Annotated in this window: 12 protein-coding genes and 1 tRNA gene; 9 read left to right on the top strand and 4 right to left on the bottom strand. The window is 33.8% G+C overall.

Annotated features, from left to right (window positions below; genetic code table 11):
• From ACODST_RS27140 to ACODST_RS27130, 3 genes are all read left to right on the top strand, one after another.
• On the top strand, window positions 1–875 hold an 875-nt coding region (locus tag ACODST_RS27140), incomplete at its 5' end, for an RHS repeat-associated core domain-containing protein (protein ID WP_488935229.1).
• Window positions 876–877: 2 nt separating this feature from the next.
• Window positions 878–1,426 carry a hypothetical protein gene (locus ACODST_RS27135; protein WP_488935228.1) on the top strand — a complete coding sequence of 183 codons (549 nt, stop codon included), beginning with the start codon at window positions 878–880 and terminating at the stop codon, window positions 1,424–1,426.
• Window positions 1,427–2,009: 583 nt separating this feature from the next.
• Window positions 2,010–3,569 carry a T9SS type A sorting domain-containing protein gene (locus ACODST_RS27130; RefSeq protein ID WP_488935227.1) on the top strand — a complete coding sequence of 520 codons (1,560 nt, stop codon included), beginning with the start codon at window positions 2,010–2,012 and terminating at the stop codon, window positions 3,567–3,569.
• A 538-nt stretch (window positions 3,570–4,107) separates the two neighbouring features.
• Here the strand turns inward: ACODST_RS27130 and ACODST_RS27125 are convergent.
• Window positions 4,108–6,789, bottom strand: a complete 2,682-nt coding sequence (locus tag ACODST_RS27125) for a T9SS type A sorting domain-containing protein (protein WP_488935226.1) — start codon at window positions 6,787–6,789, stop codon at window positions 4,108–4,110.
• 262 nt (window positions 6,790–7,051) lie between these two features.
• Here ACODST_RS27125 and ACODST_RS27120 point away from each other — a divergent pair, with 262 nt between their 5' ends.
• Entirely contained in the window at window positions 7,052–7,279 is a 228-nt protein-coding gene (locus ACODST_RS27120; protein WP_488935225.1) for a hypothetical protein, read from the top strand.
• Between the two features lie 40 nt (window positions 7,280–7,319).
• Entirely contained in the window at window positions 7,320–8,048 is a 729-nt protein-coding gene (locus ACODST_RS27115; RefSeq protein ID WP_488935224.1) for a hypothetical protein, read from the top strand.
• 360 nt (window positions 8,049–8,408) lie between these two features.
• Here ACODST_RS27115 and ACODST_RS27110 read toward each other — a convergent pair.
• Together ACODST_RS27110 and ACODST_RS27105 are read right to left on the bottom strand one after the other, a co-directional pair.
• Window positions 8,409–8,480: transfer RNA gene (locus tag ACODST_RS27110), tRNA-Glu, on the bottom strand.
• 329 nt (window positions 8,481–8,809) lie between these two features.
• Entirely contained in the window at window positions 8,810–9,595 is a 786-nt protein-coding gene (locus tag ACODST_RS27105) for a matrixin family metalloprotease (protein ID WP_488935223.1), read from the bottom strand.
• A 468-nt stretch (window positions 9,596–10,063) separates the two neighbouring features.
• On the opposite strand from ACODST_RS27105, the gene ACODST_RS27100 reads away from it, so the two are divergent.
• Both ACODST_RS27100 and ACODST_RS27095 read left to right on the top strand, forming a co-directional pair.
• A complete protein-coding gene (locus ACODST_RS27100; protein ID WP_488935222.1) occupies window positions 10,064–12,076 on the top strand; it encodes a M13 family metallopeptidase in 2,013 nt (670 codons plus the stop codon).
• A 44-nt stretch (window positions 12,077–12,120) separates the two neighbouring features.
• Window positions 12,121–12,579 carry an RNA methyltransferase gene (locus tag ACODST_RS27095; protein WP_488935221.1) on the top strand — a complete coding sequence of 153 codons (459 nt, stop codon included), beginning with the start codon at window positions 12,121–12,123 and terminating at the stop codon, window positions 12,577–12,579.
• 127 nt (window positions 12,580–12,706) lie between these two features.
• On the opposite strand, the gene ACODST_RS27090 is transcribed toward ACODST_RS27095, so the two are convergent.
• Window positions 12,707–13,111 carry an XRE family transcriptional regulator gene (locus ACODST_RS27090; protein ID WP_488935220.1) on the bottom strand — a complete coding sequence of 135 codons (405 nt, stop codon included), beginning with the start codon at window positions 13,109–13,111 and terminating at the stop codon, window positions 12,707–12,709.
• Window positions 13,112–13,644: 533 nt separating this feature from the next.
• Here ACODST_RS27090 and ACODST_RS27085 point away from each other — a divergent pair.
• On the top strand, window positions 13,645–14,175 hold the full coding sequence (locus tag ACODST_RS27085; protein WP_488935219.1) for a hypothetical protein: 531 nt from the start codon (window positions 13,645–13,647) through the stop codon (window positions 14,173–14,175).
• A 168-nt stretch (window positions 14,176–14,343) separates the two neighbouring features.
• Entirely contained in the window at window positions 14,344–15,501 is a 1,158-nt protein-coding gene (locus ACODST_RS27080; RefSeq protein WP_488935218.1) for a DUF7832 domain-containing protein, read from the top strand.
• Window positions 15,502–15,575: the final 74 nt, after the last annotated feature.

Here is a 15,575-nt window from a genome sequence, read left to right as displayed (position 1 = left end):
TGGAAGACGAAAACCATTATTATCCTTTTGGGCTTAAACAATCCGGATATGGAAATCCGGTAGTCAACTCTAATTATAAGTATAAGTACAACGGCAAGGAATTGCAAGACGAGTTGAGCCTTAACTTCTACGATTATGGAGCACGTAATTATGATCCTGCACTTGGTCGATGGATGAATGTTGACCCACTGGCTGAAACTTCAAGACGTTTTTCTCCTTATGTTTATGCTCTTAATAATCCTGTTTTTTTTATTGACCCTGATGGGATGCAGGCAAAATGGATTCCAGGGGTCGATGGAAATGCAATAACATACAATCAAGATGAAAATGGAAAATTAACGGTAAGTGATAATGCAACTGAAGATACTAAAAGTATTGTAGAAATGATTAATGAAGAAGGAAGTGAAACGTCTAAAGAACAATTTAAAAGTGTTGCAGATAATGAAACAAAAACAAACTTAAAACTTGAAAAAGGTGTAGTTAATAACGATCTTTTTGGACTCCATCAGGCACATGATAAAGATGGGAAAGCATTAAATTGGATTGGTGATGGAACTTCGGGAAAATTTTCAGGTACTCCTGAGTTCATTACTGATAAGAATGGGGATGTTGTTTATAAAGAAGCTACTTTAACAGTATTTGCAGGAAATATAAAGGAGGGAATTTCCGATCTTCAAAGTGAGTATCTAAATCCAGCTTTGACTCTAAATCAGGGAATAGTAACAGTGTTTTCGCATGAAACGGTTCATAATTTAGATAAAAAAGATATTTTGACAATTAAAGATAGACATGATGGTAAAGTTAATACCCGAAACGTCGAAAATGCTGCTACTACTTTAGAATATAAAGTAGTAAAAGAAATTACAAAAAGATAGTCATGAAAATACTAGTAATGTTTCTTATAGTAAGTTTTTGTTACGCACAAAAAGATGGTACAAAAAATGAATTCGCATTAAATAAAGATAGATTGTATAATAGAATAGAGATTCTTCAACAGATTTCATCAATACTAAATAAGTTAGATGAAAAATATGAATTAAATCACCCTATGAAGTATTCGGTTGCAACAGAAAAATCTTACAATTTCTTTATCTATGATTTGGTAGATACAACAAATATCGCACCCAATAAAGAAAAGATTTTAATTGAGTTTGTTGATAATCATGTTTATCACATTGCATCATTGAATAATTATTTTAAAACTTCAATAATTCTAATTCTTTTAAAAGGAAAACTCTATTTTTTTGAAGGTCTAAATTGTAGAAAAAAAATAAATAATATTGATGATGTTATGAATTTTATTAAAACTAAAAGAGATCTAAAGTATTCTGAAAATATAATGAAAAGAATAGTAAATTATAAAAGATATGATAAATCTTATGCAGTTGATAAAATAGCGAAAATTCCTAAATGTGAATGTCAATGATGATAAATATAGAGATACGGAATTTAGTAAAGTAGAGACAACCTACTATGCACTGCCCCCCGCTCTGCGAAGAGTTCCTTATAAAAAGCTGCGTAAATGTCTCTGACTTTGCGCATTTTTTATAGCTTGAATAAAAAAGACCTGTCAAAAGTCTCCCGACTTTTACGGATTAAGTCTTAACAGCATTTTTATTTTAGAAAGTTTTGTTTTAAAGTCAGAAATATCTGCGGAGCATGATTAAACACTTTGCGGAGCTGTTTTTTTACTTGAAAAAACAATGATTTAAAATAGTTATTATTGTTTTGCTAATTCAAAAGCTCTAAAAATTTCATAATTTATTTGTGTTATTATTATCTGTAATAAAATAATTAAATCAAAATCTTTTGTCATTTTTTAAAACAAATTTTTGCGGCTCTCTTTAGCGTCTTTTAAATACGTGCTTATGGCTCATATAATAATTGGTGATTACTTTAAAAAAAAGTGAAATCCGTGTAACATAACAAGGAAAATAGGACTAGATTAGCCTCCGGCTATATTTTTTTAATCCAAAGAAGTAATCAAAAACAATATTAAAAGAAATTAAATGAGAAAAACTTTACCCCAATTTATCTTTGCTTTATCCTTACTGTTTTCCTGTCCTGCATTTTCGCAGGAAGGTACTCTTGATGCCTCGTTTGGAACGGGAGGAAAAGTATTCAACAGTTTCGGAGCTAATAATCAGGCCTATGGCTCTGTTATACAGCCCGATGGTAAAATTATAACCGTTGGTAATACCTATTCTTTTGCCAAGGGTTCGTCATTTTTAATCGTACGGTATCTTTCAAACGGAGCTTTGGACACCACATTTGGTAATAACGGTTTTACAACAACTTTAGTTGGAGATCATTGTAGTGCACAAAGTATACTTTTGCAGACTGATGGCAAGATCGTTGCTGCCGGAACTACGTATGCTCCTGCTGGTGATAAACGTTATGCAGATATTATGATAGTAAGATATAATGAAGACGGCAGTTTGGATTCTTCATTTGGTGATGATGGCATCAGAATTGTAAATTTAGAAAATTCACAGGCTGTAAACTCTTTATTGATTCAGCAAAATGGAAAAATCATTGTTGGCGGTTCATTTGATTCCTTAACCACTGGTGATACAACTTTTGGATTAGCCCGTTTTAATGCTGATGGCAGCATTGATTCAGCATTTGGTTCAAATGGATTTGTTTATACTCCTGGTATTTCGAGAGGGGAAATATTTGATATGAAGTTTATTGAGAATGAAGATATAATAGCTGTCGGCCGACTGAACTTACCTTCCCACTACTTACTGGCAAGATATAATTCTAACGGAGAGCTTGTAAAGAGTTTCGGAACAGAAGGAAACGGTATAATTCAAGAAAAGTACAATCAAATTGCTCAATTGAATAAATGTGTAATATCAAAAAATAATGATATTTATATAGGAGGTTCAACTTTTAATGGTACAAAATATAATGCCTTTGTTGTGAAATATTCTGCAAATGGTAAAACAGACAATTCATTTGGTTCTAATGGTAAAATACTTAGAGATTTTGGAACAAATATAGCAAGCTTTGCTGTCGATATTAAGATTGATTATAATGATAACCTGATTGTAGGTTACAGTGCCGGTCTTACGACTAACTATGATTTTGGTCTGGAATCGTATACTCTGGATGGAAGTTTAAACACATCCTTTGGTAACAATGGGTATTTTACGACCACTTTTGGTGAAGGCCACGATTATTTTGCAACAATGGTTATTCAGCCGGATAATAAAATTGTAATGGCCGGTAATAAAGGAGGTCAAATTGTGGCAAGGGTAAATAATTCTAAAGTATTGTCAACGGTTGATTTTAATAAAAGTAAAAAAGCTATTACCATTAGTCCAAATCCCTTAAATGATTTTCCAATTCTGAGTTTTCAGATGGAAGACCCCGGAACGATTAATGTCTCTTTGTATGATGCGAAAGGAGCTTTGCTTTCAAGTTTAATTTCTAATAAAACATATGATGCAGGCATGATAAATGAAACGTTGGACTTGTCAGGTAAATTATTACCAAAAGGAGTCTATTTTTTAAAAGTAGACCATAATGGAAAGCTTTTAAAAACATTAAAGGTCATAAAATAATTTCTTGATTTTGACCTTAATGCTGCAATATTGATTTTGGATGTTCGCTTAATTGAAAAACGTCTATAGGAGAGAGGGGGCTTTACGGTCCTCTCTTTTTATTTAATATCAAACAATTTCTGATAAATCTTTTCCTTTCAAAATTTGAATCTTTTATTCTTTTTTAATTTAGCTCTAATTTTTTGGTTTTTACCTGATAGATAGTAGTGTTTTGTTTTGTGGAAAAAGGGAAAATACCGAAACAAATTTTATTCATAAATCCACAGATATTTTTCTGGAAGATGGCAGACTCGAAAATCCGGATTGGATCGAAAAGATTGGTTATTCTAAGCCCAGGTTTTAGAATTAAATAAAAAAGCAGAGTTTCTTTTGGCTGATGCGGAACAGATGAAGTACATATTGAAGAAAGTAGCAGTTAGTCCAGATGTTCACATTATAAAATATCATATAAAAAAAAACACCTGAAGAAATTACAGGTGTCTAATTAATTTGTTTAATAATCCTTAAGCGGACTATTGAATGTCGAAAGTAAAAAGTGTTATCGTTTAATAAACTTAAAGTTCTGAACCGTATTTCCGGATGTTACTGCTTTTACCATATAAACTCCTTTTGCTAAATTAGGAACAGGTATCTCTGTACTCATTTTATTGTCAATAGTAACTGTGTTTTTCCAAAGTTCTTTACCTCCTGTATCATAAAGCGAAATAACAGCCGGTCCGTTAACGGCTTTATCAAATTTTATACGGAAAGTATCAGATACCGGATTTGGAAAAACGTAATTAGCAGACACCGTTCCCCAGTTGTAATTAGGGACACTCAGTGTTGATCCCTGATAAATAGCATAGAAAGCAGCATCGGCCTGAGGCAGCTGTACACTCAGGGTGCCTTGTGTAGTGCTTGTACTGCCCGAAAATAATTCTTTTACATTATAATTTCCGGAGCCTAACCCCAGGCGGCTTAAATTAACATTGTTGGTTACAGCGGTATTACTATAGTTAAATACGGCAACATAGGTAACATCGTTATGTGTGGCCGAAAAAATATTGGAAGCATTATATCCAGTATTTCCATCGGCCGGAAGAAAATGCATTTCATTGCGGGCGGTATTCATAACATCATTATTTTGTAAAAGAGTCTGAGCTCTGGCTTTCCAGTTTCCGTTAACAGAAAAATCATCACCAGTAATAACGGTTCCGGTTACAATACTACTTAGAAGTCTTGCTCTGTTTTCGCCTATAGAAGAATTACCAAAAACAACATGATCTGCATCAAGGTAATCGTATATCTGGTTTTGCCACCAGCCGTATGAGGTGCTGTTCAGAGTATAATCAGTATCGCTGATGGTGCTGTAGGCATCGCAGGCAATGCGTCGTACATGTACAAATGGACCAGTCGCGAGATTGGGCGATATGGCGGCCTGAACCAGCATAGTGCCGTTAATTTCATCAATTAAATACTTCATACCTTCCTGATAGGCTTCCATTCCGGTGTGCAGCTGGTAGTTTATAAAACTGTCTGCTTCTATGCTGGCGTGGGTTAGAAAGTCAATTTTTATCATCTCAAAACCGGCAGTTTTAAAACGATCTATAAAATATTTTATACGGGCTTTGGTTCCCGGACTTGTTGGGTCCATAGCATAAGCGCCGTCAAGTTCAAACGGACTCCCGTTAACCAGGGTCCAGCATTGGTTATAGTTGTAGGAGCTTCCTTCAACCTGTCGGTTGTATTTACCCCAGTCTACAAAGGGAGCCCAGTAAATACCGGCTTTAAAACCTTTGCTTTTTGCATACGTAACAAACTGAGCCAGCTGGGCATCGGTCATATTATCCCAGTAGGAGTCAAGGTCTATAAAAAGAGTGTTGTCTTCTGTTTTAAAAGCGGGACAGTCGTCATGAAAAAAATCAACTACTGCTTTTGCTTTGGTCAGGTTAATGTTAGTCTGCATGGCGCCCCAGCTGTTCCATCCCATAGGTTTAGGAGCAGTCCAGTCAAAAATATATTTAGGCTGCATCGCTGCGTTTGCCTGTGCAAATTCCTCCATGCCTGTTCTCCAGTCATCATTAGCGCCAATTAGTATTTTGGGAGAAGGACAGCTCGTCTGACCCACATTTACCCAGCCGTGGCTGCGATTATCCCTTGTGACCTCTTTTTTGGTCCATCCGGCAATAACCGAAACATAGGCAGATGAGGCACCTCCGCCATTAATGGTAATACCGGTTTTCCATTTAGTATGTTCAACAGAACCTATTACCAGACCTTTACGGTTAGTGTTGTTGTAAATGCTGGTAACTTCAGATCCTGTAAAATCAGCTGAATTGAGTGGATAAGCATTATAACGAATCCAGGCATCATTATCATAAGGTACAAATAAAGCTCTGGTATCGCCGCTGCCAAAATTTGGCGTTGTCTCATAACTTGTTAAAGGTGACATTTTGTAACAGTTAGATCCGTTTCCGGTAAGCACAACCTGTACGGCCAGGTAATTTTTATTACTGTAGGTGTAAAAAATCTGCTGCATGCCCAGTGTGTAATTGCCGCTCAGAGTAAAGATATGTTTGGTACCGCTTCCAATATTATCTGTAAAAGCCTCCGATGTATAAACAGCCGAGGTAAAATTGCCGCTCAAATACTGCTGGTCACTGTTGGCATAGGCGGAGGCATTGGCAATTGTCGTAACTCCGTTGAATTTTATACTGTACGTTTTGGAACCTAAGTTGTAAACAATGCTGTTATTAGTGCCAAAGCTAATGGTTTGAAGGCTTGAAGAATTAATAGGAGTCAGAACGAATTTATCTAAATTGGGTGCCCACGAATTCGGATTGTCCCAAAGCAGGGTAGTGGTTCCGCTGTTTAAATATACACTCAGGTTTTTGGAAGCGGCAGTGCTCCATCCGCCGCTGGGATCGCAGGGAATTGCAATAGCAGCCGCAGAACCTGCCGTTAAGCGAATCGTTCTGGGATCTCCGGTACAATAAAATAACTGCAGGTTGTACCAGCCCGCAGTCGATACAGTAACATTTGTAGAAACAGTGCTGCTGCCTCCTAAATTACCAACAATTTTTCCGGAACAGGAATCGCAGTTTTGTATGTCGGCATTGTTAGTACGAACGCCATTTTCGAACTCATAAGACTGAGCTGAACCATATATTGCACTTAGCAGCAATAAAATGGTAAAGAACATTTTGATGGATAATCTTTCTCTTGTAATTTTTTCTTGCATAATAATTCATTTTTTTAAGTGGTTAAAATGCAGTACTATTCTATACTGTGCTACAATGATAATGAAAATATCAATAGGATGTTAAAAAATAAAGGATTTAATTATTTTTTACACTTTAATTTATGATTTGTGTTTATTTGTGAGCATTGTATTGAAATGGCATTATTTTTTTAATGAATGTAAAAAGCAATGATTTTTGGCGGCAATGAATCTGAGAAATATTTATATTTACCCAACTAACTTTTGAAACAAAACAGAATAAATGAAAGAAGCAGAATCACCATATCTAATCAGGACAATTGAAGAGGCCAGAAAGTATATAAAAGAAAATTTTATAAACCGTGAGGAAGCGCTTTTGATTTCGGATGAATTAAATGATCCGATTGGGATTAATATGGCTATTATTCTTGACAGCGTTTTAGAACAGGAGTATGATATAAATGGATTTGAACAGAGAGAAGGGTACCGCATTTATAAGTACAAAAAATAGCCAATAACAAAGGTAAAACATACTGCTATCTTTAAACCATATGAAAATTATACTCCGGACACTACTATTTTGTTTTTTATTATGCTCTTGTAATGAGGTTTCAAAAAAGCCAGATCAAAAATTAAGTAAGAAGGACACTTTACTTCCTCAGAAAGAAAATCCAGTTCCTGAAAAAGAAGAAAGTGAAAGCAACTCCCCAAAAGATATCAGAATCCAATTTCCTGATTTGACTCTTTCAATAGAATATATTAGTATGAACTGGAATGGCGATTATCTTAACAATAGTTTGTATGTAACTCAAAAAGATACAGCTTATTTTGAGCTTATTCCCGGTCATTCTATGTTTGAAAAATCATTTAAAATTGAGCAGACCGAATTTGACGAAATAGAATTGTATACACAGTTTGAAGTGAAAATTGGAGTAACAACCAAAAGTGATATTGATAATCCGTTTTATGTTTTAGATGATTGGAAAAGCTATACTTCGGAATGGGAGGAATGTAAAATTGACCCGAAAGATTTAAGAATTCCATATTATGAAGCAGCCGCAGATCATACCATCGATTTTACTCTGGAAGAATTAAAAGCTGTCGTAAAAGAAGACTGCCCTCCGGAATGGTACAGGGACGTTAGAAAAGTTGAAACGGTTGATAAATTACCTATTACCTTTTTTGTTACCAAAAATGTTTATAAGATAAGGGTAAAGAATAGTAAAACGAATAAGGTGATCGAAAAGTTTCTTGTTTTTTATAATCCAACAAGCTGTTAACAAATACAGATGATATGAGGGAAAAATATGGGACAGTCGCCGTTGTATTTTAAAGTATTTCAGTAATTACTTATGCCATTTTACTGATAATTAATTTACTGCTGAATAAAAAGTATGCGGTCGATGAAATTATTCATACCGACAGGAAAGAAGGGCTTGAAGGAATTCAGGAAATTATAGCATCAGATTATCTGAACATTGTTTGTTTCAATGCTGTACTTGTTGTTTTGATAATACTGTACACGCTGATTATTATATTGAAATCTCGAAAAGCATAACTTAATTCGGGATTTATCCCGCAAAATTTCAGATAAAAAACGCGCATAAAAAAAGCTTCAGAGAAATCTGAAGCTTTTTTAGTAGTCCGTGGGGGAATCGAACCCCCCTTACCAGGATGAAAACCTGGCGTCCTAACCGATAGACGAACGGACCTGCTTTGTTATTGCGGGTGCAAAATTAGAACTAATTCTGAGATATACAAGAAACTTTTAAAAAAAACTTTTAGAAATTATTCAAAAGTACCCTATTTCTAATTAATCCATTCGTTTATAAAAGGGATGAGACGGAACGTATTGGTTTGACTAATAGTAAATTGATTTCTGTTGTACGCCGTTTTTTTTTCTTTTTTTGTAAAAACCATATTTTTCAAATAAAAATTTAAAATTTTTGAAAATGATCTGTTTTGAAAGAATATTCTTTTCTAAGTGTGCTTTTGAGAATTTCTTTTGTTTGATCTATATGAAGAGAATCGTTTTTTCCTTTTATTTTTGGGTATAAGGATAAAGTGCTGCACTAAATGATTTATCTGTAGGAGAGAGCGTAGAATTCCAGCCTACAGCCTGCGAAGGGTCTAACAATAATATGGCCGGAATGGGATATTGCATAATTGAGAATTTGTCATATGCAGAATATTGCGTTTCATCCTTAGAATATTTCTTAAGTACGTTTATATCCACTTGCTGTTTTGTCCATCCCAGCGTTTTTTGGTAGTATTCATATACAACAGGTATATTCCAGGATATTGCTGCCGCCGGAGACTGATGTTCATGAATGAGTCCAATGGCATGACCAAATTCATGAGTTATAGTCCTGTAAAACTCCTGATCTGATATATTATCGTTAAACCATCCGTAGTTCATAGTAGTTCCGGTAGTTGTTTCAGTAACATTACCCGTATTAGGATCTACAGAATATTGTGCAGAGGATTTCCCAATTATTGACCATGTGCCTTTTCCTTTCGTAAAACTTATTCTTATTTCTGCAAAACCAGTTGTGACAAATGCAAATTTAATATTGCAATACTTAGACCATTCCGTAGCAAACTGCTGTACCTTAGATTGGAAAAACGGATTCGAATCCAGAAATTTCACTCGTAATGTTTGACCTGGTTCCCATTTTTCTTTTCTAAGGAGTGCTATTTTCTCCCCACTCTTATTATATTCACTAATTTCAGTGCATATTTTAGTTTCTTCTAAATTAGTTTGTGCATAAGAGTTACTAAATAGTATAAATAACAGGCACATTGTAAAAAGCTCTCTTCTTTTCATCTCAAATTACATTTAAAGTTAAAACTATGATTCGCTGTACAATAAGAAATACTAATAATTAAAAGCTAAGTAACTTAATTTTATTTAAATAAAATTGAGTATAAATACTTGTTTTTTAGTGTTTTGTGTTTTTTTTACCGAAGAGTTTTATGAAGGTTCGGTTACAGAATTTGTAATATTAAAAAAGGATACCAGATTAAATATCTCTTTTGGCTATTTAGTGTTTTTGACTATTCTTAGTTTTATGAATACAGTCGAAGAGGGGAGTATTCTATTTTAAAGAATGGTTAAAACAAAAAAAACTGATTTTTTTACGGCTTTTTTATCATCGGAAGTATTCTGACAAAAACTTTAAAATTAAAAACCGAATTTGTATATTGTTATGCTAAAATGGTATCAGGAATATCCATTTTAAAATTTCTGGTTTTAAACGTTTTTCAGTTCATTTTAATAGAAATAATCCAGCTTATGAAAAAATCATTAATACTCTTCATTGCATTCATAGCTTTTACAGCATGTTCCAAACATCAGGAGAAAAAAATTGCCGCTATCACCGGAATAGATTCCACATTACGGCCAGGCAATGACTTTTTTAGGTATGTAAACGGCAAATGGTATGATTCTGTATCAATACCTGCCTCTCAGGCCGGAGTCGGGGCCTATATGTTTATGAATTTTCCGCAGCGGATTCGCCTGCAGGGAATACTGGATAGTGTTTCGAAAAACAAGAATCCGGAAGGAAGTACAGCACAAAAAGTAGGGGACTTTTATGCCTCAGGAATGGATACGGTTACCATTGATAAACGTGGTTATGAACCTGTCAAACCTCTGCTTGCAAGAATTGATGCCATTAAAGATTTGCCGTCTTTAATGAGTTTTGTAGTGAATGAAGTAAAAGCAGACAATTCTTCTATTATAGGTTTTGGAGTGTCACCCGATGATAAAAACAGTAAAATGAATATTGCCCAGCTCTATCAAACGGGTATCGGTCTGCCAGACAGGGATTATTATTTCAAATCAGATGCATCAACCCTTGCGATACAGAAAGCGTACAAAAAATACCTTGCTGTCTTATTTCAGCAAACAGGCAGCAATGCCGCAGAGGCCAAAAAGAATGCCGATTTGGTTTATGATATCGATAAACAACTCGCCGTTTCGCATAGAACAAAAGTGGAACTTAGGGATGTGCAGGCAAATTATAACAAAACGGCTGTGACAGACCTTGCCAAAAGACATCCCAATATAAACTGGACCGTTTTTTTAAATACTTTGGGTGCTAAAACAGATTCTGTCAATGTTGGACAGCCGGGCTATTATGATGTTCTTAATAAGCTTTTAAAAACGATACCAGTTACGAACTGGAAAATTTACCTGAAAGCCAATTCTTTAGAACGATATGCAGATGATTTGAGTAAGCCTTTTGCAGATGCTTCATTTGAGTATACCAAAGTGCTTTCGGGTCAGGCGGTTCAAAAATCACGCGGCGAGAAAATGGCAAATGTTGTAGACAATTACTTAGGCGAAGCATTGGGCGAATTGTATGTGAAGAAATATTTTTCAGAAGATGCCAAAAAACGCATGCTGGTTCTCGTGAATAATCTGCAAGAAGCCTACGCCAAAAGAATTGATAAATTGGAATGGATGAGTCCTGTTACCAAACAAAAAGCTAAAGAAAAGTTATTTGCCATTACTAAAAAAATAGGATATCCGGATAAATGGAGGGATTATAGTAATGTTCAGATAACGAGAAATACGTACTTTGAGAATATGGTTTCGGCTTCTAAAGCGGCCTATCAGTTTCAATTGGCAAAATTGGGTAAACCGGTAGACAGATCAGAGTGGTATACGACAACGCCAACCGTTACGGCCTATAATAACCCTACGGCAAACGAAATTGTTTTTCCTGCTGGTATTTTACAAGCCCCCTATTTTGATAATAATGCAGATGATGCACTTAACTATGGTGGTATTGGAATGGTTATAGGTCATGAAATAACGCATACTTTTGATGATCAGGGAGCGCAGTTCGACAAGGAAGGCAACGTGAAAAACTGGTGGACAAAAGAGGATTATGCACAGTTTAAGTCCAGAATACAACAGGTAATCAATTTGTACAGCACCTTTACCGTTTTAGACAATTTACACATTAATGGCGCAATGACAGTTGGCGAAAACACAGCAGATATTGCCGGAATAGCTGTTGCCTACGACGCTTTTAAAATGACCGAACAAGGAAAAGGAAACACCAAAATCGACGGTTTTACGCCAGACCAGCGCTTCTTTATTTCTATAGCCAAAATATGGAGAGTAAAAATGAAAGACGAGTTCCTGCGTTTGTGGATTAACAATAACCCGCATTCGCCGCCAAACTGGCGTGTAAATGGACCTTTGATGAATACGACACCTTTTTATGATGCTTTTAATGTAAAGCCGGGAGATAAAATGTTTTTACCAAAGAAAGACAGAATAACAATTTGGTAATAATCTCGTTTCCGGAAATATTTAAAGTTTGTACTTTTGCCGTCATGAATGATAATTTTATAAACGAATATTTTGGCATAGGAATTCAAAATGGTAAAACACCTGAAAATTTGGGGGTTTTGTGGCGATCGGCCCAGAATATGGGAGCAACTTTTATATTTACCATTGGTAATCGATATGCAAAACAAGCATGTGATACTCATGATGCAGTAAAAGCAATTCCTTATTTTCATTACGAAACTTTTGAAGCTTTCTTTGAAAATTTACCAAAAGGAGCAAGATTGGTTGGTGTAGAACTGGCCGAAAAAGCATCTGATCTGGAAACTTTTGAACATCCAAGAAGATGTGTTTATTTATTAGGGGCAGAAGATCATGGATTGTCCAAAAAAGCAATGGATAAATGTCATCATTTAGTGAAATTTAAATCGGAAAAAAGTCTAAATGTGGCCGTGGCAGGAACTATCATTATGTATGACAGGAATTTGTCAAAACCACGTTCTTAAACATAGAAAAAGCTTCAGGGAAATCTGAAGCTTTTTTATTAGGTTGTAAATTTATATTTGACGCTCAACTCAAATTTTACTGCAATATGTAATTGGGTTTTACCTGAATTAGTATTTTTTAAAAGGATTATTTATTGATTAATTTTTCAAGCCTTGCCATCATTTCGTCTTTCTCTTTCAGCATGCGCTCAAACAAGGCAATTTTTTCTTCATGAAGCTTTTTGATTTCCTCAATCGGATTATTATTAAAAATTTCAATTCTATTATTGAACATGGCATTATCTGAGAAATTACATGAAATTAAATTCACCGCCTGCTCTTCATCAAAATTCTGAAAAGCTTCAACAGGAATTTTCAATATTGAAGAGATTTGTTTAAGGATAGTATCTTCAATTACATCTTTCTGCTCCAGCAGAGAAATCTTTTTTTGGCTCCAGTCTTCTCCCAGATCATAAGCCAGTGCTTCCTGTTTTATGTTAAGCATTTCCCTGAAACGTTTTACGTTTCTTCCCTGATGAATTTTCTGTTCCATAATGAGTCATTTTTCTGAAGGTTCAAAGATAAAGCTATCTGCATAAAAAGTCTGAATTTCAAAGATAAAAAAATATCCCATAAATATTCTTTTGTCAGATATTATATCTAAAATCTGGAATATTTTATTCATTTAAAAGAATAGAATTTTATAATCCGATCACTCCGATGTGTAGACAACAATGCAGATTTGTAATCTGTACCCGCAAAGAGAATCAGAAAAAGGTAAAAACAAAAAGCGCCAGATTTCTCCAAAGCTTTACTTACTAGCGGAAGCATTCAAATATCTAACCAGATCATCTTGGATTATTAGAATATTTAAGTATGTGTATCTTAATTTTTTCTATGCTTTTTGTTTGTTTAATTACTCATAAAGCGGCAAAAAGCATCAATCAAATATAAAGTCCTTTTCATGGTTTGTATTGAGAAAATTATATATTTGAAATAAATATTTATCATACATGCCTATTCAAATTTTGATGGTTTTGCCCTATATATAAGTTATAGGTAATCCTCAATAAAAGTAAGAACTAAATGAAAAAGATGATAAAATGGATTTTATTTGTTGGAATCTTAATTTCTCAAAATGGATTTTCACAAGCTTGTGGTGGAGGAATACTAACATTCAATATATATACTCTTAATGGAGTAGAAATTGAAGAATTTGACTATGAAATTTTCCCGGTTTCAAAAGAATTATTGCAAGAAAAATTTTATAGAAAAGTTATGGTTAAAGAAAATCTAGACAATCCAAATCATTATCTTTTTCAAAAAATTAATAAAACTGGAGGAATTATTAGGGAACAATATGCTAATGAAATAATTGATACAAAAAATGATGAACTAAATAGTAGTTTGAAGAAAATATTAGATTTAAGCAAAATAAACAAAGCAGGAAAAATAAAATCCTCCTTATCTTTTAAAACATTCGAACTTGCTAATTTTCCAATTATCCTGAAAATTAGTCACAAAGAAAAAACTATTTATATTTTAGGTAATTATTTTGGTGGTTGTAATAGAGAAGCATCATTGGTATGGGATAATGGAAATGGTAAGTTAAATTAAAAATATATTTATTTAAACTAGTGCAAAGTCGGAGACATTTGCCAGCGAGTTTAGATTTTTGAATGGACACTTTGCAGAGCCGGGGCTTTCAGAAGCTTACTATATTAATTGAATTGTTATTAGTTCTTTAATACAAACTCGATATATTAAAAAAAAATAATTATAAGCATGATCTACGACAAAGCGAAATACCATTTAGAAGCTGTAATAGAAGCTGGGTTAAACATTAAATCTGCATATACTCATGGTGGGTTATTATTGGCATGGTTAATCGAGAATGAACTTGTTTCTAACGATTTTACAATACAAAATAGAGATGAGATTCAGAAATTAAAAAATAGAGAAATCTCAGGTCCTCAATTATATATTAATATAGACGGGGTTCTTTCAGATGATGAACTTAACGAAAATGGAATAGAGTTTTTGAATTTTTATTATAATGATAATTATATCGAAGATTATGTTTCTCTATTTGATAATTACAATTCAATCTATAGTGTTTTTGACACCAAAGAAAACTATAATAAGCTGGCCGTAATATTAAACTCTCATTTTGCTGCTTGGCAGATAAGCAGAATAAAACAATCTGGTGATATATTTAATAATCTCCAAGAGTTTACATTGAAAATATTACCTAAAGGCTTTAAATTTTTAAAGAAAGACAAATATGGACTACTATTTGTCAAAGAAGACGAGAAATTAGTACATGGCTTTCGAATTTTTCTGAAAGACGAGGAATTTAAAAATGTAAGTGTATTTGTCAGCAATAAAATCGTAATGTCATTCTTTGGTTCATCAGAAGGAGAGTATTCGAATTGGATATTAGGCGCCAGGGAACATGATTTTTTATTTGGAACTAAGTTCAATGAACGTTTGCCAAGTAATGATATATTGTCTTTAAATTCAGAAGAACAACTAAATAAGATTTTAGTTTTTATCGAAGAATATATAAAAAACAACGCAAATACATTCTTTAAATATTGGGAAAGTATTATAGATATTTTACCTTTTTTAGAAACAAATGATAATGGCTTTATTTCAGATGTTTTTTCAGGTTATGGTTTTTATAAAAAAGTTATAGTTTGGAAACTTTGCTCGCATCCAAGATATGAAGAATTAACCAACGAGATGCTAAATATTTTTTCGCAAGAATTAAAAGATTCGCCAAATGATAAGCTTCTAAAAAAAGATTATGACCTATATATAAAAATCCTCAAAAAACTAGAAACAATAACGCCACTTTATTCTTGGAGTGACAATTATTTGACTAAAAAAAATGTTTCAAAGCCAATCGATAATCCTCCACTCTTCGAAGAGTTTTCATGAAAAGCTGCGCAAATGTCTCTAGACTGCACCCAAAAGTTTAGACGAATTTATAATTAAATTTGATAATAATGAGC

It is taken from the genome of Flavobacterium sp. FG19, assembly GCF_057809475.1.
Note: the sequence above shows the minus strand (reverse complement) of the source record. Positions and strands in the feature narration are given on the sequence as shown.

Excerpts from the sequence above, each read along its gene's own strand:
- ACODST_RS27130 (WP_488935227.1), top strand. The coding sequence starts at position 2,010 with ATGAGAAAAACTTTACCCCAATTTATCTTTGCTTTATCCTTACTGTTT.
- ACODST_RS27120 (WP_488935225.1), top strand. The coding sequence starts at position 7,052 with ATGAAAGAAGCAGAATCACCATATCTAATCAGGACAATTGAAGAGGCC.
- ACODST_RS27085 (WP_488935219.1), top strand. The coding sequence starts at position 13,645 with ATGAAAAAGATGATAAAATGGATTTTATTTGTTGGAATCTTAATTTCT.
- ACODST_RS27125 (WP_488935226.1), bottom strand. The coding sequence starts at position 6,789 with ATGCAAGAAAAAATTACAAGAGAAAGATTATCCATCAAAATGTTCTTT.
- ACODST_RS27135 (WP_488935228.1), top strand. The coding sequence starts at position 878 with ATGAAAATACTAGTAATGTTTCTTATAGTAAGTTTTTGTTACGCACAA.
- ACODST_RS27095 (WP_488935221.1), top strand. The coding sequence starts at position 12,121 with ATGAATGATAATTTTATAAACGAATATTTTGGCATAGGAATTCAAAAT.
- ACODST_RS27100 (WP_488935222.1), top strand. The coding sequence starts at position 10,064 with ATGAAAAAATCATTAATACTCTTCATTGCATTCATAGCTTTTACAGCA.
- ACODST_RS27090 (WP_488935220.1), bottom strand. The coding sequence starts at position 13,111 with ATGGAACAGAAAATTCATCAGGGAAGAAACGTAAAACGTTTCAGGGAA.
- ACODST_RS27105 (WP_488935223.1), bottom strand. The coding sequence starts at position 9,595 with ATGAAAAGAAGAGAGCTTTTTACAATGTGCCTGTTATTTATACTATTT.
- ACODST_RS27115 (WP_488935224.1), top strand. The coding sequence starts at position 7,320 with ATGAAAATTATACTCCGGACACTACTATTTTGTTTTTTATTATGCTCT.
- ACODST_RS27080 (WP_488935218.1), top strand. The coding sequence starts at position 14,344 with ATGATCTACGACAAAGCGAAATACCATTTAGAAGCTGTAATAGAAGCT.